Consider the following 20418-nt stretch of genomic DNA (forward strand, 5'->3'; position numbering starts at 1 on the left):
GCTAGCCTTTCATCCCGTCGATGACTTCCCCTGCAAGGTACTCGCCGCCCAAGGCGCCTGCAGTGCCGCCGACAAGCGCACCCACGAATGCGCCAGGCGGTCCGCCGACGAATGCGCCGATTTCCGCCCCGGCCTGCCCGCCTAGCCAAGCTGCACCCCACCCGGTCCCTGCCTCCGCAAGGACCTCCGCAGGCGGCTTGCCTTCTCCGAAGACCTCATAGAGGCCAGTGGCGAATTCCAGTACAGTGCCGACCCGCCCAACACCTTTGGCGAGGCGCTTCAGCGCTTCGATGTCCTGGGGGGAATAGGCCACGCCCGGTTCCCAGTGGCGTCCGGTGGGCACCAACTCGCTGTAGCGCTCAATGCCCTTCTTTCCGGCATCGAAGACGCTGCCGGCCGCAGAAGCGGCTTCGACATACTCGGGTGGTACGACGCCGCGGCCCATTCCCGTCGCGACGGAAGCGGCTCCCTGCGGCGACATGCCCGCGCGCTGAAGCTCCTCCTGCAGCGTCGTCAACGCGTTCACGCGATCCGTGACCTCCATCCTGTCCATCAGCATGGTCGCCTCATCAGGTGTCATCGGTTGCGAGCTGGAGGCTAGTTCACCGTTCTGCAAGTCACGCTGCAACTTCAACCTGGCTAGCGCGCGGTCGCGGGCATCACCGCCGAGCACGGGGTCGCGTGGCAGCGGCCCAACCAGCTGTGCGGTGTTGAAATCATCCAACCGCTCACCGGCCAGCCGGGCTGCCAGCTCTTGGTCGTGAGGGCTCCCGCGATGAGCCACCCCATGGGTCGGATCGGTAACCGACAGATAGTCTTCGAGCCGCTGAGCCGCGTCCTGCTCTTCTCGGCTCCAGTGGGGCTCAGGCTCACCGGTGGCTTCGGCTTGATCGACAAGGGACTGATCTCTCGCCCGCTGTCCCGACTCGTCGTAGCGCCGAGCAGCCTCTTGAGGTGAATCACCGGGCGATCCGTCGACACCGTCGAGCGCGTCGGGCACATATCCCGACGCCATCATCGCCGTTTCGAGGTCATGCAACTGCGCGACATAGCCGCCGCGGATGTTATCGATGTGGTCGAGTGCCGTTTTGACAGCGTCGCGCGCCTGACCGAACAACTGCAGCACCAGACACGGTGGGGCCGTGCGCATCTGCGTCGAAATCTGCTCGTCGATGCCGCGCAATTGGTCATTCAGGCGATCGATCTCGGCAGCACTGTCACGTTGCGCCGTCGCCAGGGCCGCCGCAGCCTGCTCCAAATCCGCTGCAATGCGGGTCAGTTCCTCCGGATGCCCGGCCAGCTCAGCGCTGACCCGAGCGACCTCTGCCGAGTCATTGATCGGATGTTTTATGCCGTCGCCATGGTATGAACCGAGGAAGTTCTGCTTTGCAGAGTTGAATTCGTCGTCGGCATCCTTGACGTAGACGCCGGACTGATGAAAGGCAGCGGCGAGTTCGTCGATCGCCGCCGCATCTCCGGCTTGCAACTCCTCGTCACGCTTCCACGGATCGCCGCCGACGACGGCCGACAGCTCAGCCGCCGTGAAGTTGACGAATTGCGAACTCACACATCAATCATCGGTCCTCTGCCGCGTCCGCTTTGCACCAACTTTGCGGTGCGCTGAGAGCGAAGAAGGGTACCGAGCATCGCTACGGCAACCCCGAAGACCACCAGCATGGCGCCCGCCGCGAGTGTGACGTTCAGCCAGTGATGAAGACTCGCTTCGGCGTGGTCGACCATCACGTCGGCGATCGTGCGAATGTTCCCCGACGTCTCGTTGAGCGCATTCTCCAGGCGGCGGCGCCCGATCTCCGCGCCAGCATATCCACCGCCGCCGACCAACAGCGCCGAAACCCCTAGCGCCGCAATAGCTTTCCCGCGCGCCTTCGCCACAGCAACCGTCAGTAGAGCCGCGATCCCGGACACTACGGCAGCAGCGAGAATCACCCACGGCCCCCACGTCGCCAATGGTCGCAGCTGCCCGGGATGCAGAGTCTCCACCGACTCGGACGTCACCGGGACCTCGACGCTTGACGGCACCGACAGTCCCCGGCTGCTCAAAGCCTGAATGATGGACAGGTTCCACAGCATCGGCCCGACGTCGACGGTCCAGCGGTCACCGCTCTGCTGCACCATGTCGGTGAACAGCCACCGGTGCGCGAGGCGGTTGACATCGGTGAACTGGCCGGGGAACGACGAGCTCGCAGTGTAGGCGCTCACTGCACCGCGGACCGCATCATCGCTGGGCTCGTAGCCACGCTTGCGCGCGATCACCAGCGTCTGAGTGGCGAGTTCGGCGGCCACCGCATTCTGCAGCGCTGGATCCCCTGCGGCCGACGATGCCAGGCGCGCGTAGCCGTCGGCGTCGATCAAGTTGCGCTGCACCCAGCCGCCCCCGATGGCGACCGCCAACGCGACCGTGGCGACGAGCCAGCACAGCACCGCCACCACCAACCGCACGGACCGACCTTAGCGGTCGCGCGCCACGCGTTTCGGCCGGCGCAGCGCCATCCACATCATCTGCTTGGACATGCGGGCCGCGGCTTTCGGCGACGAGGAGTAGTAGTTGGCGCCCGAGCCGATCTTGATACGCGGCTCGACGATCGTCTCCATCCGGCAGTACTTGCGCATACCCTCGGCACCACCGAAGCGCGCGCCGATGCCGGACTCCTTCCAGCCCCCCATCGGCGCAGTGGTACACATCAGGTTGGCCACCACGTCGTTGATGTTGACAGCACCGCAATCCAATTGCAGCGCAACCTCTTTGGCGCGCTCGATGTTGCGGGAGAAAACCGACGCGGACAGCCCGTACGGGCTGTCGTTGGCCAACCTCACCGCTTCGGCGACGCTACCGACCTTCATGATCGGCAGCGTGGGCCCGAAGGTCTCCTCGGTCATGCACTGCATGGAATGGTCGACGTTCACCAGCACGGTCGGCTGATAGAAGCTGCCCGGTCCCGGCACCCGCTCACCGCCGGTGAGCACCTGCGCCCCTTTGGCTTTCGCATCCGCAACGTGCCGCTCCACTACAGCCAGCTGCTGATCGTCGATCATCGACCCGAAGTGCGGGCCGTCGCCTGCGCCCACCTGCAGCGCTTTCACGTCGCGCACCACCGCGTCGACGAATTTGTCGTACACCGAATCCAGCACATAGATCCGCTCTACTGACACGCACATCTGCCCGGCGTTGAACAGGCCACCCCACACCGCGGCGTGCGCGGCCAGCTCGACGTCGGCGTCGTCGAGCACGATCATCGGGTCTTTGCCGCCGAGTTCCAGGCTCACCGGCGTCAGCCGCCGCGCCGCACGTTCCATCACCTTGCGGCCAGTCGCCGACGAGCCGGTGAAGTGGATGAAGTCGCTGTTGTCGATCACGGCCTCGGCGGCCTCGCGGGCGCCCTGCACCAAGGCGAACACGTCCGGAGCACCGGATTCGCGCCAGCCGCGCACCAGCACCTCGGCCGTCAGCGGGGTCCGCTCGGACGGCTTGAGCATCACCGCGCAGCCGGCGGCCAGCGCACCGAGCGCGTCCATCATCGCGTTGGCCACCGGAAAGTTCCACGGCGCGATGATTCCGACCACCGGACGGGGCCGGAAGTGCACCGTGATCTTCTTGACCGCCAGCGCCGGCAGCGGCGCGGGCCGCGTCTCCGGAGCCAGCGCCTTCTCCATGGTCTTGATCAGGTAGGAGGCGATCATCACCAGCATCGGCACTTCCTGCACCGCGTCGGTGCGCGACTTGCCGGTCTCGTTGATCAGCAGCTCTTCGATCTCGTCGCGGTGATCGCCGAGCCACACCGCGAACCGGGCCAGCACCTTGGCGCGGCCCTTCGCTCCGCGCTTCTCCCACTCGCGCTGCGCCTGCGCGAGGCGAGCGGCGATGCGCGGCACGTCGGCGGGATCAGTCCAGTGCACCTCACCGGCGACACCGCCGGTGGCGGGGTTGAGGATTGTGCCCGTGGAGCCAGGCTGAATCGATGGCTTGAGATCCGGTGTGGCGGTCATCACATCATGCTAGTCCGAGGCTATGCCGGCCAGGTATGCCGCCTGCCCGAGGTGCTGGGCACAATCGTCGATGATGCTGACCAGCCGCATGCTGGCGGTGACCGGCGGATCCCAGTTGCGGTCGATCACCCGGGCGAGACCGGCGGTGGTGAGGGTGGCGACGAACTCGAGCGTCATGTCATGCACGGCGCGGTAGTAGCCGGCCAGCAGTTCTGCCGACGCCCGCACCTTCGCGACGTCGTCGGGGCTGTGCCCGTAGCCGGTGTCGTCGCGAGGCAGGTCGAGGCCGAAGCGGTCTACAAAGCCGTCGCCCGTCCAGACTTGTTCGCGCCCGGCGATGTCGCAGACCTGCGCGTCCTGCACGCGGGCGCTGTGCCAGATCAGCCACGCGATGCTGTTGGCCTGAGGTGTCGGGCGGTAGAGCGCCACGCGATCGTCAAGGCCGTCAGTCAGCGCGTCGACGTGTTCGATCAGGCGGGTGAAGGCATCACGCAGCAGTTCCTGCGCGGCGGCGGCATCAGTGTCGGCGGTGTCGGCGGTGTCGGGCATACCGCCGAAGCTACTCGGACGCCGCCCCGTGGAACACGGCCTCGACGTTGTTGCCGTCGGGGTCGCGCACGAACGCACCGAAATAGCCGGGGTGGTACTCCGGCCACAGCCGCGGTGCGTGCAGAGATTCGGCACCGAGCGCGATCGCCGCGTCGTAGAACGCCTTGACGGCGTCTTCGTCGGCGGCCGAGAACGCGACATGGATTTCGCGGTTCGGACCGAGGTCGGCATCGGCGATCCAGAAGCTGGGCTTGCCGTCTTTGCCGTAGCCGATCGCCCTGCCGAAGTCCATTTGCCGCGTGAAGCCCAGGACACCGAGCACCCGGTCGTAGAACTGCTTGGCCTTCTCGAAATCGCTGCAGTTGATGCCGAAGTGATCTATCACGGCGCCCATCCTGACACTTACAGTCGGTTGATGAGCTACGACCTTGTCATCCGCGGCGGCACGATCGTCGACGGCCTCGGCGGCGATCCGTTCGTCGGCGACGTCGCCGTCAAAGACGGGGTGATCGTGGGTCTCGGCGCCGTCGACGGAGCCGGGACACGGGAGATCGATGCGACGGGCTTGCTTGTCAGCCCGGGCTTCGTCGACCTGCACACCCACTACGACGGGCAGGCCATCTGGTCGGACCGGTTGACGCCGTCGTCGCGGCACGGCGTCACCACCGCGGTGATGGGCAATTGCGGGGTGGGCTTCGCGCCGTGCCGCGCCGAAGACCACGACGTGCTCGTCGACGTGATGGCCGGCGTCGAAGACATTCCGGGTGTGGTGATGGCCGACGGACTGCCATGGGACTGGGAGACCTTTCCGCAGTACCTCGACGCGTTGGAGGCGCGGCAACGGGATATCGATGTCGCCGCCTACCTGCCGCATTCGCCGCTGCGGGTGTACGTGATGGGTGAGCGGGGAGTGAACCGCGAACCCGCGACCGACGAGGACTTGGCCGGCATGCGGGCGCTGGCCCGGGAGGCGGTCGAAGTGGGCGCCATGGGCTTCGCCTCGTCGCGGTTCGTGTTGCACAAAACCGCTGGGGGACAACAGATTCCGACCTACGGCGCGGCACGCGACGAGATCATGGCTATCGCTCAAGGGATCGCCGAGGGCGGCGGCGGGCTGATCCAATTCGTTCCCGATATTCCCGCGGGGGGCTACGAATCGGTGCTCGGAGCGGTCTTCGAGGTGGCTCAGGATGTCGGACTGCCGGTGACGTTCAGCATGGCCACCGGCAACAGCGGCGACCCGATGTGGCCAGACGCGTTCACGTTGATCGAGAAGTTCACGTCGGCGGGCGTCGACATCACTGCGCAGATGTTCCCGCGGCCGATCGGACTGGTGATCGGACTCGAACTCAGCGGCAACCCGTTCGTGCTGTGTCCAAGCTACCGGGAGATTTCCCACTTGCCGCTGGCGGAGCGTGTCGCTGAGATGCGTAAACCCGAAGTGCGCCAACGGATCCTGAATGACAAGCCGACGGAGCAGGGCAATCCACTGCTGCACCTGGCGCAGATGTGGGAGTGGATGTATCCGCTGGGCGATCCGCCGGACTACGAGCCGCCGGCGTCGTCGAGCATCTTGGCGCGGGCTGTCGCGCGCGGAGTGGATCCCAAAGAGGAAGCCTACGACCGGCTGCTCGACGACGACGGGCACGCCATGCTCTTGGTGGCGATGGGCAACTATCAGGACAACTCACTCGACACCCTGGGCCGGTTGTTGCGCCGCGATGACGTGGTGCTGGGGCTGGGCGACGGCGGCGCGCATTACGGAATGATCTGCGACGCAAGCTTTCCCACGTTTCTGCTGGCGCACTGGGCGCGCGACCGAGCGTCGGGGCGGCTGAGCGTGGCAGAGGCTGTTCGCGAACTGACATCGGTGCCGGCGCGAGTGGCCGGTTTGCATGATCGCGGTCGAATTGCCTTGGGATACAAGGCAGATCTCAACGTGATCGATCACGCCGGGTTGCGACTGCACCGGCCGGTGATCACCCACGATCTGCCGGCCGGCGGCAAGCGGCTGGACCAGACCGCCGACGGGTATGTCGCGACAGTCGTCAGCGGAGAGGTGATCGCCGCCAACGGCGAGCCGACGTCGGCGCGGCCGGGGCGGTTGGTGCGGGGACGGCAACCGGCACCAGCGGCATGACGCGCGTCGCACCGCTGGCTCCGCCGTGGAGCGAGGAGGACGCCGCGGCGATCAACAGCTGGGGCCATCCCGATCGCACGTATGAGCCGCTGCTGTTGGTGCGCTGCCTTCAGCGGCACCCGGTGTTGGCCGCCCGGCTGCGCAAGCTGGGCGAGTCGCTGTACGTCGATGCGCGCCTGCCACCACGGCTGCGCACGATCGCGATTCTGCGCACCTGCGCGCTGTTGAGATGCGAGTACGAGTGGGGCGGGCAGGCCGCGTTCTGGGGACCGATCGTCGGCGTCAGCGGTGACGAGTGCGACGCGCTGGTGACCGGCGGGGCCGACGACCCGCGCTGGATCGCGTCGGAACGTGAAGTGCTCTGTGCTGTCGACGAACTCGAACACACCGGGTCGTGGTCCGATCGGACGTGGACGGCTCTGGGCCGCGATCTCGACGACGAGCAGCGGATGGAGCTGCTGATCGTCATCGGCTGGTATCGGACCATCTGCACGTTGTGCAACGGCCTGGCGTTGCCGACCGAGGGCTGGATGCGGCGCTGGCCTGCGTCAGCGCGCTGAGCGGTCGCGCCGCAGTGCCGGATGCTGACGGGCCAGCAGCGGCAGCAGCACTCGCCGCGGCATGAACTGCAGCAGCCGAGTGCTGATCTGGCTGGGCAGCCCGGCGATCACCAGTCCCCGATCGTTGGCGACGGCGTCGACACCCGCTTTTGCTACCTCGCGCGACGGCATCCACAGCACCTTCGGGAATGCGTCGGCGAATGTGCGTTCGTCCATGCCCGCGGTCTTGAGGAACTCCGTGCGCACTGGGCCCGGGCACAGCGTGGCGACGGTGACACCGGTGCCGGCCAGTTCACCTCGCAGCCCTTCGCTGTAGGTGTTGACGAACGCTTTGGTGGCCGCATAGCAGGACTGACCAGGGAAAGGATGAAACCCGGCGGTGGATCCGACGTTCAAGATGGCACCGCGACCGCGTGGCACCATCTGCTGCAGTGCGCGGGTGGTCAGGTCTACCACGGCTTCGACGTTCACTCGAACCTGCGCGAGCTCGTCGGCAACTGGCGACTTGACCACCGAGCCCATGGTTCCGATCCCGGCGTTGTTCACCAGGATGTCGACGGTCAGGCCGCGCTCGGCGACCGCGTCGAGAAGCCCCGCCCGCGCATCGGCATCGGCGACGTCGCAGGCGATCACCTCCACGCGCACCGTCGAACCAAGCTCGGCGGCCAACTCGCGAAGGCGGTCCTCGCGCCGCGCGACGAGGGTGACGCCGTGGCCGCGCGCCGCCAATTCGCGGGCGATGTCTGCGCCGATACCGGACGAAGCTCCGGTGACGACGGCGGTGGTGGTCGGCGAAGGCGGCGGCAGCGGCATCGCTCGACGGTACTCGGCCGCCTCCTCCGCGCCGAGTGTGCGGTGTCGTAGACGACACGCCGCGGCAGGCATTCAAAACCGCACAGTCACCACGTCTTCGGGCAGCCGCGCGCAATCAGGGCCGCACCGACGCGGTCGAAGAAGGCCTGCGGTCGGTTGAGGAGCATGCCGCTTGTCACCCGGATGTCGTTCCAGCCCAGCGCGGGTAGGACGTTGTACCGCTCGGCGTCCTTCGAACGTTGCCCCGGATCGGTCCAGTGATGCGCGCCCTCGAAGTCGACGCCGACGAGGTACTTTCGCCATCCCATGTCGATGCGAGCCACCACGAAGCCGAACTCGTCGACGACGATGATCTGGGTGTCCGGTCGCGGAAAGCCGGCCTCTATGAGCAGCAGCCGAGTAAGCGATTCGTAGGGCGACTCTGCCCCACCGTCGACGAGATTCAACGTCTGGCGCAGCTGACATAGGCCGCGACTACCCGGGTGCGCTGCGATGACGGTTTGAATGTCGACGACCTTCACGTCGGTGGCATTCATCAGAGCATCGATGCGCTGCACGCCTTCCTTGAGGGGCAACCGCCGACCGAGGTCGAACGCGGTGCGCGCCGGCGTTGTCACAGACATCCCGGCGATGCGCACACATTCACCGGGTGCGAGCGCGTCGCTGTGCACTACGAGTGACGGCGGTGGCCGCCTGTTGTTGTGAATGAGCTCCGCCGGAGTATCCGGCTCGACCCATCGCGCACCCAGCATTGCGGAGGCCGACAACCCGGCGAGGACTCCGCGGCCCCGAGACCACAACCATGCCGCCCGCGAGCGCTGCGCGGTCGAAAGCTCGACTGCGCGTGGCACATAGACGCCGGGGTAGACGGGCGTATAGAACCGCCGCAACTCGTGGATCGTCAACTCACCGGCTTCGACTGCGTCCCAACCCCTGAACGGCCACTTGACTTCTGCCATAACAGCAGGGTCGTCGGGGTGCCCGACAGGAATCACCCGCTGCGCCGACTTATCCACAGCCCGCAACTGTGCGAATTTGTAGTGCCTCGGCGGCGTGTCGCATAGGACACCGCACAGTCGGCGTGAAGACGCCGGTGGGCGGCCGCGCACCGACCGGCCGCGCACCGCACGAAAAAGCCCGGCTCCCTTGGGAACCGGGCTTTCTCGTAGGCAGACTCAGAAGTCCATGCCGCCCATGCCGCCGGTCGGGTCGCCCGCAGGTGCGGCCGCCTTCTCCGGCTTGTCAGCGACAACCGCCTCGGTGGTGAGGAACAGGCCGGCGATCGACGCGGCGTTCTGCAGCGCCGAGCGCGTCACCTTCACCGGGTCGGCCACACCAGCGCCCAGCAGGTCCTCGTACTCGCCGGTGTCGGCGTTGAGGCCATGCCCCGACGGCAGGTTGCGCACCTTCTCGGCGACCACACCGGGCTCGAGGCCGGCGTTGAACGCGATCTGCTTCAGCGGAGCCTCCAGTGCCACCTTGACGATGTTGGCACCGGTGGCCTGGTCGCCCTCGAGCTTGAGCTCGTCGAGCGCCGGCGCGGCCTGCAGCAGGGCCACACCGCCACCGGCGACGATGCCCTCCTCGACGGCCGCCTTCGCGTTGCGCACGGCGTCCTCGATGCGGTGCTTGCGCTCCTTGAGCTCCACCTCGGTGGCAGCCCCGGCCTTGATCACCGCAACGCCGCCGGCCAGCTTGGCCAGCCGCTCCTGCAGCTTCTCGCGGTCGTAGTCGGAGTCGCTGTTCTCGATCTCCTGACGGATCTGCGCGACGCGGCCCGCGATGGCGTCGGGATCGCCGGCGCCTTCGACGATCGTGGTCTCGTCACGGGTGACGACGACCTTGCGGGCACGGCCGAGCAGCGACACGTCGGCGTTCTCCAGCGTCAGGCCGACCTCTTCGGAGATCACCTGGCCGCCGGTGAGGATCGCCATGTCCTGCAGCATCGCCTTGCGGCGGTCGCCGAAGCCCGGAGCCTTGACGGCGACGGACTTGAACGTGCCGCGAATCTTGTTGACCACCAACGTCGACAGGGCCTCGCCCTCGACGTCCTCGGCGATGATCAGCAGCGGCTTGCCGGCCTGGATGACCTTCTCCAGCAGCGGCAACAGATCCTTGACGGTGCTGACCTTCGACGACACCAACAGGATGTAGGGATCCTCGAGCACGGCTTCCTGACGCTCGGGGTCGGTCACGAAGTAGCCCGAGATGTAGCCCTTGTCGAAGCGCATGCCCTCGGTGAGCTCGAGCTGCAGGCCGAAGGTGTTGGACTCCTCGACCGTGATGACGCCCTCGTTGCCCACCTTGTCCATCGCCTCGGCGATCAGCTCGCCGATGGCCGGGTCAGCCGCGGAGATGCCTGCGGTTGCGGCGATCTGCTCCTTGGTCTCGACCTCCTTGGCCGACTTGAGCAGCGTCTCGGTCACCTTCTCGACGGCCTTCTCGATGCCGCGCTTGAGCGCCATCGGGTTCGCACCGGCCGCGACGTTGCGCAGACCCTCGCGCACGAGCGCCTGGGCCAGCACCGTCGCAGTGGTGGTGCCGTCACCGGCGACATCGTCGGTCTTCTTGGCGACTTCCTTGACCAGCTCGGCGCCGATCTTCTCGTACGGGTCCTCGAGCTCGATCTCCTTGGCGATCGACACGCCGTCGTTGGTGATCGTGGGGGCGCCCCACTTCTTCTCGAGGACGACGTTGCGGCCCTTGGGACCCAACGTCACCTTTACCGCGTCGGCGAGGCTGTTCAAACCCCGCTCGAGACCGCGCCGGGCCTCTTCGTCGTACGCAATGATCTTGGACATTTGCGAAGTAAATCCTCCGGTTGGGGGGTGACGTTCCGGGCCGGGTCAGTGCCCGCGACGGACGACCGAACTTCGGTCTCACCGTCCCGACCTAGCACTCGCCGGTCGGGAGTGCCAACGTCATTCTTAGCACTCGCCCATGCCGAGTGCAAGGTGCGGGCACGTGGCAGGCTTGGGGCGATGTCGCTCGTCGTGCCGCCCTATCCGCTACCCCGGTACACCGCCCGAGAACCCGAGGTCAGCGCCAGCCTGCGACGCGGCGACCAGCCTGCCGACTACGTGGCGGGCGGGATGGTCGAATACCACTATCTGGCCAACCAGCAGAAGACCGACGGCGACTACGGGCTGTATCGCGTCGAGCTGGCCCCGAAGGCCGGCGGACCGGGCCCGCATTTTCATCGAGCGATGTCCGAGGCGTTTTTCGTGCTGTCCGGCAGCATCAGGCTCTACGACGGGCGTGAGTGGGTGGACGGCTCGCGCAACGACTTCCTCTATGTCCCACCGGGCGGCGTGCATGGTTTCCGCAACGAAGCCGACGGACCCGCGTCGATCTTGATGCTGTTTGCTCCAGGCGCTCCGCGCGAGCAGTATTTCGAGGGACTTCCGCAGCTCGGCGACATGACCGACGACGAGCGCCGCGAGTGGTTCATTCGCCACGACAATTTCTGGGTCCCGTAACGGCGTGTGGCCGTAATCCCTTGGGCTACACTGTCCTTCGATCAGTGAGGAGTCTTGGGTGCGGGCTGGTGCTGCGCCCGACACCCAGGCTTTGCGGGGCTGGCAGCGTCGGGCATTGGTGCGGTATCTTGCCGCGCAGCCGCGCGATTTTCTTGCCGTGGCCACCCCCGGTTCCGGCAAGACCAGGTTTGCCCTACGCGTGGCCGGCGAGCTGCTTGCCGACGGCACCGTGGAGCGGATCACCGTGGTGGTGCCCACCGAGCACCTCAAGACGCAGTGGGCGGCAGCGGCTGCATCCGCCGGTATGGCGCTCGATCCCAAGTTCAGCAACACCTCGGGGCACACGTCGTCGGAGTACCACGGCGTCGTCGTCACCTACGCGCAAGTGGCCAGCCATCCGGTCCGGCACCGGATCCGCACCGAGCACTACCGCACGCTCGTGGTGTTCGACGAGATCCACCACGGCGGCGACGCGAAGAGCTGGGGCGACGCCATCCGCGAGGCGTTCGACGACGCCACGCGCCGGCTGGCGCTGACCGGCACGCCATTCCGCAGCGACGACGCGCCGATTCCGTTCGTCACATACGAGCCCGACGGCGAGGGCGTGCTGCGCTCGCGCGCCGACCACACCTACGGCTACGCCGAGGCACTGGCCGACTGTGTGGTGCGGCCAGTCGTGTTCCTGGCGTACTCCGGCGAGGCGCGGTGGCGCAGCAGCGCCGGGGAGGAGCACGCGGCCCGGCTCGGCGAGCCGCTGACCGCCGAGCAGACCGCACGGGCCTGGCGCACCGCGTTGGATCCGTCCGGGGAATGGATCCCCGCTGTGCTGCAGGCCGCCGACACCCGGCTGCGCCAGCTGCGGGTCGGCGGCATGCCGGACGCCGGAGCGATGGTGATCGCCTCCGACCAGACTGCGGCCCGCGCATATGCCGAGGTGCTGACCCGCCTCACCGGCGAGCAGCCGACGGTCGTACTCTCCGACGATCCGGGCTCGTCGAAACGCATCGCCGAGTACTCAGCAGGCACCAGTCCGTGGCTGGTCGCAGTGCGCATGGTGTCCGAGGGTGTCGACGTGCCGCGGCTGGCGGTCGGTGTGTACGCCACGAGCGCATCCACGCCGCTGTTCTTCGCGCAGGCGATCGGGCGTTTCGTGCGCTCGCGACGGCCCGGCGAAACCGCGAGCATCTTCCTCCCGTCGGTGCCGTCGCTGCTGGATTTGGCCAGCCAGTTGGAGGCACAACGCGACCATGTGCTGGGCCGTCCGCATCGCGAATCGCTCGGCGACCCGCTTGAGGGCGAGCTGGCCGAACGGCGCCGCAGCGAGCCGACCGACGACAAGGGGTTCGAGTCGCTGGGTGCCAGCGCTGAGCTCGATCAGGTGATCTTCGACGGCGCGTCGTTCGGTACCGCCACGCCCGCGGGCAGCGAGGAAGAAGCCGACTACCTCGGCATCCCCGGGCTGCTGGACGCCTCGCAGATGCGAGACCTCTTGCACCGCAGGCAAGAAGAACAGCTGACCCGGCGTACCGCTGCAGGCGAGAACCCGGCACCGCGCACCACGCACGGTCAGCTGCGCGAACTGCGTCGCGAGCTCAACACGCTGGTGTCCATCGCGCATCACCGAACCGGCAAGTCACACGGCTGGATTCACAACGAGCTGCGGCGGATCTGCGGCGGACCGCCGGTGGCGGCGGCGACCACCGATCAGCTCAGAGCACGCATCGAGGCTGTCCGCACTCTGAAGGCTTAATGGCCTTGCGCCAGCCGGGCGAGGTTGGTCAGCGAATTCTCGAGGTGCGACGGGTCGAACGGCGGGAAACCGATGTGATCACGCAGCTGCTGTGGCACTGCCGACCAGTCGTAGGTCAGCGTCACTTCGGTGTGCTCCGGGCCGGCGGGCTCGAGGTCGTAGCGCCAGATCCAGCCGCCGAATTCGACGTCGCCGTTCTCGTTCTCCTGGCCGGGCTGCCAGGCGATCACGCGCGGGCGGTCGAAGACCTCGACGCGGTTGGCCATTTGATAGTGCTTGTCTGGGTGGTTGTCGTGGTACATCGCCATCCGAAACAGCTGGCCCTGCTCCGTCAGGTGCTTCTCGTCCAGCGATTCGCGCACCCAGCCGGTGCCGTCGATCGCTTGGTGCGTAGCGGGGTCGGCCAGCACGTCGAACACGGCGTCGACGGGCGCGTGGATGGTCAGTGTGGAGTGGATGCTGTCAGTCACACCGGTACAGACCTGCGCCGGGCGATGAAGTCATCGCGACAGCCCCAGCAGCTCCGGCAGATCGGCCACCGAATCGATGACGTGGTTGGGCTGCATCGCGAATTCGTCTGCGGCCCAACGATCTAACGTGTCTTGACGGAACTTTCCGGTACGCACCAGCACCCCCGTCATGCCGACCACCTGGGCGGCCAGCACGTCGTTGTTGAGATCGTCGCCGACCATGTACATCTGTTCCGGGTCGACGCCGAGCCGAGCGGCCGCGGCGAGGAACCCGGCCGGCGCGGGCTTGCCGACGGCGGTGGCCTTGCGTCCGGAGGTCTGCTCCATCCCGATCAGGTACATGCCGGTGTCGATCCGCAATCCCTCGGTGGTTTTCCAGGCCGTGCTGCGGTGCATTGCGACGACGGGCACGCCCTGGGCCATCCAGTCGTAGACGCGGCTGAGCGTGAGGTGGTCGTACTCGGGGCCGGCCCCGCCCATGAGGATGACGTCCGGCGGTCCGTCGTCGGCGTATTCCGTGGAGGCGACGACGTCGACACCGGGCATGTCTTCGGTGATGTCGCCGCTGTTGACCAAGAAACATCGCGCGTGCGGATAGTTCTGGCGCACGTACTCGGCGGTGAGCGCCGCCGCGGTGATCACCTCGTCGGGGCGCACGGTGATGCCGGCGTCGGCCAAGGCCTCGGCGATCTGCTGGCGGGTACGCGTGGTGGTGTTGGTCAGATACGAGCAGGCGATCTGGTGGTCGGTGAGGATGCGCACCGTCTCGGCGGCACCCTCGATCGGCTTCCAGGACGTGACAAGCACGCCGTCGATGTCGAACAGCACCCCGCCGACGCCCATGGTCCCGACGATAAACGGGGTGCGCGGGTGCGCAAGTCGTAACGGGCAGCGGGCGGTCACCGGGCGGTCACCGGGCGGCCAGCGGGCGGTCACCGGGCGCCAGCGTGCGCTCTGGTACGCCTGGCGTCGGCGTGCCGGTGCACAGACACGCACCCTCGCGGAAACTAGCGGCGGGTCCAGATGCTGTCGGCCACCCACGGCGACGCCTCGGCGGCCACCGACCACGCCAACTCCGCGGGCACGTCGATCAGCTGGTAGTGCTTGCGTCCGGCCGCGGTAGCTGCGATCAACGTGGCGACGCCGGCGCGCCGCTGCAACAGCGTCTGACGCACGATCCAGCCGATGATGCCCGCGCATGCGATGCAGTCGCGCCGGCGTTCCAGGCTGCCGGTGCGTGCGACAAGCCAGCCGTCGGCCACTCGATGCCCCAGGGACCGGACGCGGTCCACCGCCAGCAGTGCGCACACCACCGCCGCGGCCGCCCAGCCCGCCCACACCCAAACCGGAAGCGGCGCAACGCAAATCACCGCAGCAGCCACGGCCGGGACAGCCATGGCCCGGGTCCAGCGCCGGCGCGCCGCCGCCCGGCCATGCCCGCGCAGCGGCCCGTCGACGGCCGCCTCGTCGTCGACCAGCTCGACGAGGACCGCCTTCGCGGTCGCCGCCGGGCACGGCGGCAGCAGCACTGACGACTCCCCTTCGCCGTGCACGCCCGTCATGACCGCGTCCAGCCGCGCGCCCCGCAACAACCGGACCAACAGGGGTTCACGAAGTGTGCCGCCGCGCAGCCGCCGCATGTCGAAGGTGTGCTCGCGCACCCGCAGCACCCCGTGGCGCAGATGCAGAACGCCGGCATCGCGGCGAAGCACCAGATTTCCGTACGTCGCCCACGACCACAGCACCGCCAGCGACAACGACACCAGCAGTACAACGACCACCCCGACGGCGACGACGACCGCGATGCCGGCTCGGTGCGCCGCCTCGGTGCCGGCCTTCGCCACCCGTTCGGACAACGTCACGCCGGCGCCCGCCTGGTACGCCAGGCCGATCACGGCTCCGATCATCACCAGGCCCGAGAAGTTCAGCGGCGCATACCGCAACCACGACGGTTGCCAACGCGCCAGCACCTGTCCTGCAGCCTGTTCGGGCAACGGCACCGACTCGGCCAACAGCGCCGCCCGCAGCTGCGGCACCTGCGCGGCCGCCACCGCGTCCAACGCGAATGCATTGTCGCGGTGTGCCTCCTGACCGGTGCCCACCCGCAGCACGGTCAGGCCGAGAATCCGGTGCAGCAACCGCGAGTCGGTCTGCACTGACCGAATCCTGTTGCGGGGCACAGACATCGACCGCCGACGCAGCACACCGGTGCGCAGTTCCAGATACTCGTCAGTGATGCGGTAAGTGGTGAAAACCCAACGCAGCAGCCCAATTCCGACCACCACGCCCAGCGCTGCCAGCGGCCAACCGTTGTTGCCTGTCGAGGATCCCAGAACCAACGACCCGACCAGCACTGGCAACTGACGCAGCACCTCGTGGACGGGATGCACCAAGAGCATGCGCGGGCTCAGCCGTTGCCAGGGGGTCACGTGGCGTCCTCGGCGCCAAGCGCCGCGATGTCGGTCAGTTGCGCAACAACGCGATCGGCCACGTCGGCGTCCAAAGCGACGATGTGCACCGCACCGGCCGAGGAGGCCGTCGTCACAGTCACGTTGGCCAACCCGAAAAGCCGGTCCAGCGGGCCGCGGTACGTGTCCACGGTCTGCACCCGCGAGATCGGCGCAATGCGCCGCTGCTGCACCAGCCACCCGGTGCGCGTGAACACCGCCTGCGAGCTGATCTCCCAGCGGTGCACCCGATAGCGCCACGCCGGAATGACGCCGACGTGCAATGCCATCAGCACGATCGTCGCGACCGCGACCGCCAGATGCCACCGGAGGTGCGCCGGCTGCACCACCCACCACACCACCTGGGCGACCGCCGGCACCATCCACGCGGACAGCGCAGACACTGCCCACATCAACGGTGCACGACGGCTAGGGGGATTCGCAGGCTCGGCGAACGTAAGCAACGACAGATTCCTGTTGGATTAGCTTTGACCGGTATGACGATACGTGCGGCCCGAAGGAGAGACGATGAGCAGCAAGTGGACCACCGCTGACATTCCCGACCAGTCGGGCCGGATCGCGATCATCACCGGAGCCAACACCGGCTTGGGGTTCTGGACCGCCAAGGCGCTCGCCGACAAGGGCGCCCACGTGGTGCTCGCGGTGCGCAACCTGGACAAGGGCAAGCAAGCCGCGGCGCAGATCAGCGCCGACAACCCGAACGCCGTCGTCGCATTGCAGCACCTGGATTTGACCTCGCTGCAGCAGATCCGCGAGGCGGCCGAGGAGCTCAAAGCCAACCATCAGCGGATCGACTTGCTGATCAACAACGCCGGCGTGATGTACACCGACAAGAGCACCACCAAGGACGGCTTCGAGTTGCAATTGGGCACCAACCACCTCGGCCACTTCGCGCTCACCGGCTTGCTGTTGGAGTGCCTGCTTCCGGTCGACGGCTCACGGGTGGTGACGGTCAGCAGCATTGGCCACCGGATCATGGCCAAGATCCACTTCGACGACTTGAACTTGGACCACGGATACAACCGGGTGGCCGCCTACGGGCAGTCCAAGCTCGCCAACCTGCTGTTCACCTATGAGCTGCAGCGCCGGCTGAAGCTCAAGGGAGCGCCAACGGCCGCGCTGGCGGCGCATCCCGGCGGCTCGAACACCGAACTGCTGCGCAACATGCCGGGCTGGATTCGAGGAGTTTCCCAGACCGTGTGGAACGTGTTCTCGCAGAGCGCCGAGATGGGCGCGCTGCCGACGCTGCGCGCGGCTACCGACCCCTCAGCGCAGGGCGGCCAGTACTACGGCCCGGACGGTCTAGGCGAGCAGCGCGGTCACCCCAAAGTGGTGAAGTCCAGCAAGCAGTCCCATGACCCGCAGCTTCAGCGCCGGCTGTGGCAGGTGTCGGAGGAACTGACCGGCGTCACGTATCCCGTGTGATGCGCTCGGTCGAGGAGCACGCCCGGGTAGTCGCCGGGCTGATCCAGCCGCGGTCGGCGATGCGGGTTCGGTTGACCGAGGCGGCGGGACTGGCCCTCGCCGACGACGTGGTGGCGCCGCTGTCGTTGCCCGGTTTCGACAACTCCGCGATGGACGGCTACGCGGTGGTGGCCGACGACGTCGCCGCCGCCAGCCCGGACAATCCGGTGTTGCTGCCCGTGGTCGAAGACATTTTCGCCGGCCGCACCGACACGCTGACGCTGAAACCCGGCACCGCGCACCGGATCATGACCGGCGCGCCGATGCCCGCGGGTGCGACGGCCGTGGTGCCGGTCGAGGCCACCGACGGCGGAACGGACACGGTCGCGGTGCGCGCCGCACCGAGGCTCGGCCAGCACATCCGCCGGGCCGGCGAGGACGTCACCGCCGGGATGACCGCACTGCGGGCCGGACAGATCGTCACGCCGGCCGCGCTGGGACTGGCCGCCGCACTCGGGCTCACCGAGGTGGTCGTGATCCCGCGGCAGCGCGTGCTGGTGGTGTCGACGGGCGAGGAGCTGGTGCCGCCGGGGCAGCCACTGCGGCCGGGACAGATCTACGAATCCAACGCGGTGATGCTGGCCGCCGCCGTGCGCGACGCCGGCGGTGAGGTGGTGGCCGCCCCGATGACCGGCGACGACGTCGGCGAATTCCGTCATGCGCTCGAGACCTATGCCGGCCTTGCCGACCTCGTGGTCACCACGGGCGGGGTCAGCGCAGGCGCCTACGAGGTGGTCAAAGACTCGCTGCGGGACGACGGGATCGAGTTCGTCAAGGTCGCGATGCAACCCGGCATGCCGCAGGGTGCCGGCCAGTTGAACGACACTGCGGTCGTCACGCTGCCGGGCAACCCCGTCAGCGCGCTGGTGTCGTTCGAGGTGTTCGTCCGGCCCGCCCTGCGCACCGCGATGGGCTTGCCGTCGCCGCACCGGCCCAGGCGGGCAGCAGTGCTGGCCGACGCGTTGACGTCGCCGCGCGGTAAGCGGCAGTTTCGCCGCGGCGTGCTGGACGGGGAACACGTGACGACGTACGGGCCGCCCGCATCGCATCACCTGCGGTGGCTGGCGTCGGCGAACTGTCTGCTCGAAATCCCCGAGGACGTCACCGAAATGGCGGCCGGAGCGCAGGTGCAAGTGTGGGACTTAAGATAGCGGCCAATGGCTAGACGCCCACATCTCCCGGCTGACGACTCGGAGTCGGAAGCCTCCCGGCTCATCGAGCTGGTCCGTTCGACCGTTCCGCCGATGCACCCCGCGGGGTTGCCGTTCGTCTCGGCGGGTCTCGCGGTCGCGGCGGCCGGCGTCAGAAACCGGTGGCTGCGCACGACGGGCCTGTCGGCGGCCGGCGCGTTCGCGCTGTTCTTCCGCCACCCGGCCCGGGTGCCACCGGACCGTTCCGGTGTCGTGGTGGCCCCTGCCGACGGGCAGGTCACGCTCGTCGACACCGCGGTGCCGCCGGCCGAACTCGGGTTGCCGGAGCAGCCGATGCCGCGGGTCAGCATCTTTTTGTCACTGTTCGACGTACACGTGCAACGGGTTCCAGTCGCCGGTGAGGTGGTCGCGGTGCGGCATCGGTCCGGCGCGCACGGGTCCGCCGACCGGCCTCGTTCCAGCGCCGAGAACGAGCGCAACAGCATGTGGATCCGCACACCGGATGGCCATGACGTGGTGGTCGTGCAGATCGCCGGGGTGTTGGCACGCCGCATCGTGTGCGATGCGCGCGCCGGGGACAAGCTCAGCATCGGCGACACCTACGGCCTGATCCGCTTCGGCTCCCGGCTGGACACCTACTTCCCCGAAGGGTCGACCGTGCCGGTCAAGCCGGGCCAGCGCGCGGTCGGGGCCGAGACCGTCATCGCCGAACTGCCATGACCACGCGGGTGAGCAAGCGGCAGAAGAGCCTGTATCTGCTGCCCAGTGCCATGACCGTGGCAGCGATCTGTCTGGCGATGACGTCGGTGGTGTGGGCGCACGACGGCGACCTCAAACCGGCTCTGGCGCTGCTGGCCGTCGCCGCGATCCTCGACGCGCTCGACGGTCGGATCGCCCGGGTTCTCAAGGCCACCTCACGCATGGGCGAGGAGATCGACTCGCTGGCCGACGCGGTGAACTTCGGCGTCGCGCCGGCGTTCATCGTCTACTGGACCCTGCTGTCGGGATCGCAGGTCGGCTTGATCGTGGTGCTGCTGTACACGTCGTGCATCGTGCTGCGGCTGGCGCGCTACAACGCGGCGCTCGACGAAGAGCAGCCCGCGTACATGAAGGACTACTTCGTCGGCATGCCGGCACCGGCCGGGGCGATCGGCGCGATCGGACCGCTGGCCGTGCAGCTGCAGTTCGGCCACGGCTGGTGGACGTCGGAATGGGCGGTATCGCTGTGGATGATCGGCGTGTCGCTGCTCGTGGTCAGCACCATCCCGATGCGCAAAGTGCACACCTTCTCGGTGCCGTCGAACATGGTGGTGCCGCTGCTGGCGTTGCTGGCACTGGGCATCGCCGCGTCGATCAAATTCGGGGCAGTCGTGTTGATGGTGATCATCGTCAGCTACGTCATCCACATCCCGTTCGCCTGGCGCAGCAACCGCTGGGCCGCAAACCATCCCGAAACATGGGATGACAAACCGCGGCAGCGCCGGGTACAACGCCGCGCCAGCCGCCGGGCTCAGCAGCCGCATCGCCGATCGGTGGCGCGGCTGGGCCTGCGCCGGCCGCAGCGATGAC

20 protein-coding genes are annotated in these 20418 nt (G+C 67.7%); 8 read left to right on the plus strand and 12 right to left on the minus strand.

Annotation, left to right across the window (positions count from 1 at the left end; genetic code table 11):
• Position 1 precedes the first annotated feature (1 nt).
• From AC5Y4N_RS07130 to AC5Y4N_RS07150, 5 genes are read right to left on the minus strand one after another with little or no spacing between them, the layout of a single operon-like run.
• Complete coding sequence (locus AC5Y4N_RS07130; RefSeq protein ID WP_499905598.1) at positions 2-1567, minus strand: DUF456 domain-containing protein; 1566 nt, start codon at positions 1565-1567, stop codon at positions 2-4.
• On the minus strand, positions 1564-2460 hold the full coding sequence (locus AC5Y4N_RS07135; protein ID WP_499905596.1) for a hypothetical protein: 897 nt from the start codon (positions 2458-2460) through the stop codon (positions 1564-1566). The genes AC5Y4N_RS07130 and AC5Y4N_RS07135 overlap by 4 nt, the downstream gene beginning before the upstream one ends.
• A gap of 9 nt (positions 2461-2469) precedes the next feature.
• Positions 2470-4005: an aldehyde dehydrogenase family protein gene (locus tag AC5Y4N_RS07140; protein WP_499905593.1), complete on the minus strand. Its 1536-nt coding sequence runs from the start codon at positions 4003-4005 to the stop codon at positions 2470-2472.
• Positions 4006-4014: 9 nt separating this feature from the next.
• Positions 4015-4554 carry a mycothiol transferase gene (locus AC5Y4N_RS07145; RefSeq protein ID WP_499905591.1) on the minus strand — a complete coding sequence of 180 codons (540 nt, stop codon included), beginning with the start codon at positions 4552-4554 and terminating at the stop codon, positions 4015-4017.
• 10 nt (positions 4555-4564) lie between these two features.
• A complete protein-coding gene (locus AC5Y4N_RS07150; RefSeq protein ID WP_499906323.1) occupies positions 4565-4939 on the minus strand; it encodes a VOC family protein in 375 nt (124 codons plus the stop codon).
• Between the two features lie 30 nt (positions 4940-4969).
• Here AC5Y4N_RS07150 and AC5Y4N_RS07155 point away from each other — a divergent pair, with 30 nt between their 5' ends.
• Both AC5Y4N_RS07155 and AC5Y4N_RS07160 read left to right on the plus strand, forming a co-directional pair.
• Positions 4970-6694, plus strand: a complete 1725-nt coding sequence (locus tag AC5Y4N_RS07155) for an N-acyl-D-amino-acid deacylase family protein (protein ID WP_499905589.1) — start codon at positions 4970-4972, stop codon at positions 6692-6694.
• A complete protein-coding gene (locus AC5Y4N_RS07160) occupies positions 6691-7254 on the plus strand; it encodes a carboxymuconolactone decarboxylase family protein (RefSeq protein WP_499905587.1) in 564 nt (187 codons plus the stop codon). The genes AC5Y4N_RS07155 and AC5Y4N_RS07160 overlap by 4 nt, the downstream gene beginning before the upstream one ends.
• Here AC5Y4N_RS07160 and AC5Y4N_RS07165 read toward each other — a convergent pair.
• The 3 genes from AC5Y4N_RS07165 to groL form a co-directional block, all read right to left on the minus strand.
• A complete protein-coding gene (locus AC5Y4N_RS07165) occupies positions 7243-8067 on the minus strand; it encodes an SDR family NAD(P)-dependent oxidoreductase (protein ID WP_499905585.1) in 825 nt (274 codons plus the stop codon). The two genes, AC5Y4N_RS07160 and AC5Y4N_RS07165, sit on opposite strands and share 12 nt — an antisense overlap.
• A gap of 86 nt (positions 8068-8153) precedes the next feature.
• Entirely contained in the window at positions 8154-9026 is an 873-nt protein-coding gene (locus AC5Y4N_RS07170; protein WP_499905581.1) for a putative endonuclease domain-containing protein, read from the minus strand.
• A gap of 216 nt (positions 9027-9242) precedes the next feature.
• Positions 9243-10868: a chaperonin GroEL gene (groL, locus tag AC5Y4N_RS07175; RefSeq protein WP_499905579.1), complete on the minus strand. Its 1626-nt coding sequence runs from the start codon at positions 10866-10868 to the stop codon at positions 9243-9245.
• Positions 10869-11048: 180 nt separating this feature from the next.
• On the opposite strand from groL, the gene AC5Y4N_RS07180 reads away from it, so the two are divergent.
• Both AC5Y4N_RS07180 and AC5Y4N_RS07185 read left to right on the plus strand, forming a co-directional pair.
• Entirely contained in the window at positions 11049-11546 is a 498-nt protein-coding gene (locus AC5Y4N_RS07180; protein ID WP_499905576.1) for a cupin domain-containing protein, read from the plus strand.
• A 58-nt stretch (positions 11547-11604) separates the two neighbouring features.
• Positions 11605-13296 carry a DEAD/DEAH box helicase gene (locus AC5Y4N_RS07185; protein WP_499905572.1) on the plus strand — a complete coding sequence of 564 codons (1692 nt, stop codon included), beginning with the start codon at positions 11605-11607 and terminating at the stop codon, positions 13294-13296.
• Here AC5Y4N_RS07185 and AC5Y4N_RS07190 read toward each other — a convergent pair.
• The 4 genes from AC5Y4N_RS07190 to AC5Y4N_RS07205 all read right to left on the minus strand — a co-directional run bounded on the left by AC5Y4N_RS07190 (position 13293) and on the right by AC5Y4N_RS07205 (position 16626).
• Positions 13293-13766: an SRPBCC family protein gene (locus AC5Y4N_RS07190; RefSeq protein ID WP_499905569.1), complete on the minus strand. Its 474-nt coding sequence runs from the start codon at positions 13764-13766 to the stop codon at positions 13293-13295. The genes AC5Y4N_RS07185 and AC5Y4N_RS07190 overlap by 4 nt on opposite strands.
• Positions 13767-13796: 30 nt before the next feature.
• On the minus strand, positions 13797-14609 hold the full coding sequence (locus AC5Y4N_RS07195; RefSeq protein ID WP_499906321.1) for an HAD-IIA family hydrolase: 813 nt from the start codon (positions 14607-14609) through the stop codon (positions 13797-13799).
• 164 nt (positions 14610-14773) lie between these two features.
• Entirely contained in the window at positions 14774-16165 is a 1392-nt protein-coding gene (locus tag AC5Y4N_RS07200; RefSeq protein WP_499906319.1) for a PH domain-containing protein, read from the minus strand.
• A 26-nt stretch (positions 16166-16191) separates the two neighbouring features.
• Entirely contained in the window at positions 16192-16626 is a 435-nt protein-coding gene (locus AC5Y4N_RS07205) for a PH domain-containing protein (protein ID WP_499905566.1), read from the minus strand.
• A gap of 115 nt (positions 16627-16741) precedes the next feature.
• Here AC5Y4N_RS07205 and AC5Y4N_RS07210 point away from each other — a divergent pair, with 115 nt between their 5' ends.
• The 4 genes from AC5Y4N_RS07210 to AC5Y4N_RS07225 are packed head-to-tail and all read left to right on the plus strand — an operon-like array spanning position 16742 to position 20417.
• Positions 16742-17659 carry an SDR family NAD(P)-dependent oxidoreductase gene (locus AC5Y4N_RS07210; RefSeq protein ID WP_499905562.1) on the plus strand — a complete coding sequence of 306 codons (918 nt, stop codon included), beginning with the start codon at positions 16742-16744 and terminating at the stop codon, positions 17657-17659.
• The gene (gene moeA / locus AC5Y4N_RS07215) at positions 17659-18849 is read left to right on the plus strand and encodes a molybdopterin molybdotransferase MoeA (protein WP_499905558.1); all 1191 of its coding nucleotides are present in this window, start codon (positions 17659-17661) and stop codon (positions 18847-18849) included. Before AC5Y4N_RS07210 ends, moeA begins: the two co-directional genes overlap by 1 nt.
• A gap of 6 nt (positions 18850-18855) precedes the next feature.
• Complete coding sequence (locus AC5Y4N_RS07220; RefSeq protein ID WP_499905555.1) at positions 18856-19569, plus strand: phosphatidylserine decarboxylase; 714 nt, start codon at positions 18856-18858, stop codon at positions 19567-19569.
• Positions 19566-20417, plus strand: coding sequence for a CDP-alcohol phosphatidyltransferase family protein (locus tag AC5Y4N_RS07225; protein WP_499905551.1), 852 nt, complete (start codon positions 19566-19568; stop codon positions 20415-20417). The genes AC5Y4N_RS07220 and AC5Y4N_RS07225 overlap by 4 nt, the downstream gene beginning before the upstream one ends.
• Position 20418 lies beyond the last annotated feature (1 nt).

This window comes from Mycobacterium sp. NGS19, from assembly GCF_059813155.1.

Bases quoted from the DNA above. Each gene is read 5' to 3' on its own strand.
- AC5Y4N_RS07210 (WP_499905562.1), top strand. From the start codon at position 16,742: ATGAGCAGCAAGTGGACCACCGCTGACATTCCCGACCAGTCGGGCCGG.
- AC5Y4N_RS07145 (WP_499905591.1), bottom strand. From the start codon at position 4,554: ATGCCCGACACCGCCGACACCGCCGACACTGATGCCGCCGCCGCGCAG.
- AC5Y4N_RS07205 (WP_499905566.1), bottom strand. From the start codon at position 16,626: ATGTGGGCAGTGTCTGCGCTGTCCGCGTGGATGGTGCCGGCGGTCGCC.
- groL (WP_499905579.1), bottom strand. From the start codon at position 10,868: ATGTCCAAGATCATTGCGTACGACGAAGAGGCCCGGCGCGGTCTCGAG.
- AC5Y4N_RS07225 (WP_499905551.1), top strand. From the start codon at position 19,566: ATGACCACGCGGGTGAGCAAGCGGCAGAAGAGCCTGTATCTGCTGCCC.
- AC5Y4N_RS07220 (WP_499905555.1), top strand. From the start codon at position 18,856: ATGGCTAGACGCCCACATCTCCCGGCTGACGACTCGGAGTCGGAAGCC.
- AC5Y4N_RS07170 (WP_499905581.1), bottom strand. From the start codon at position 9,026: ATGGCAGAAGTCAAGTGGCCGTTCAGGGGTTGGGACGCAGTCGAAGCC.
- AC5Y4N_RS07140 (WP_499905593.1), bottom strand. From the start codon at position 4,005: ATGACCGCCACACCGGATCTCAAGCCATCGATTCAGCCTGGCTCCACG.
- AC5Y4N_RS07155 (WP_499905589.1), top strand. From the start codon at position 4,970: ATGAGCTACGACCTTGTCATCCGCGGCGGCACGATCGTCGACGGCCTC.
- AC5Y4N_RS07180 (WP_499905576.1), top strand. From the start codon at position 11,049: ATGTCGCTCGTCGTGCCGCCCTATCCGCTACCCCGGTACACCGCCCGA.
- AC5Y4N_RS07200 (WP_499906319.1), bottom strand. From the start codon at position 16,165: ATGCTCTTGGTGCATCCCGTCCACGAGGTGCTGCGTCAGTTGCCAGTG.
- AC5Y4N_RS07195 (WP_499906321.1), bottom strand. From the start codon at position 14,609: ATGGGCGTCGGCGGGGTGCTGTTCGACATCGACGGCGTGCTTGTCACG.
- AC5Y4N_RS07165 (WP_499905585.1), bottom strand. From the start codon at position 8,067: ATGCCGCTGCCGCCGCCTTCGCCGACCACCACCGCCGTCGTCACCGGA.
- AC5Y4N_RS07160 (WP_499905587.1), top strand. From the start codon at position 6,691: ATGACGCGCGTCGCACCGCTGGCTCCGCCGTGGAGCGAGGAGGACGCC.
- moeA (WP_499905558.1), top strand. From the start codon at position 17,659: ATGCGCTCGGTCGAGGAGCACGCCCGGGTAGTCGCCGGGCTGATCCAG.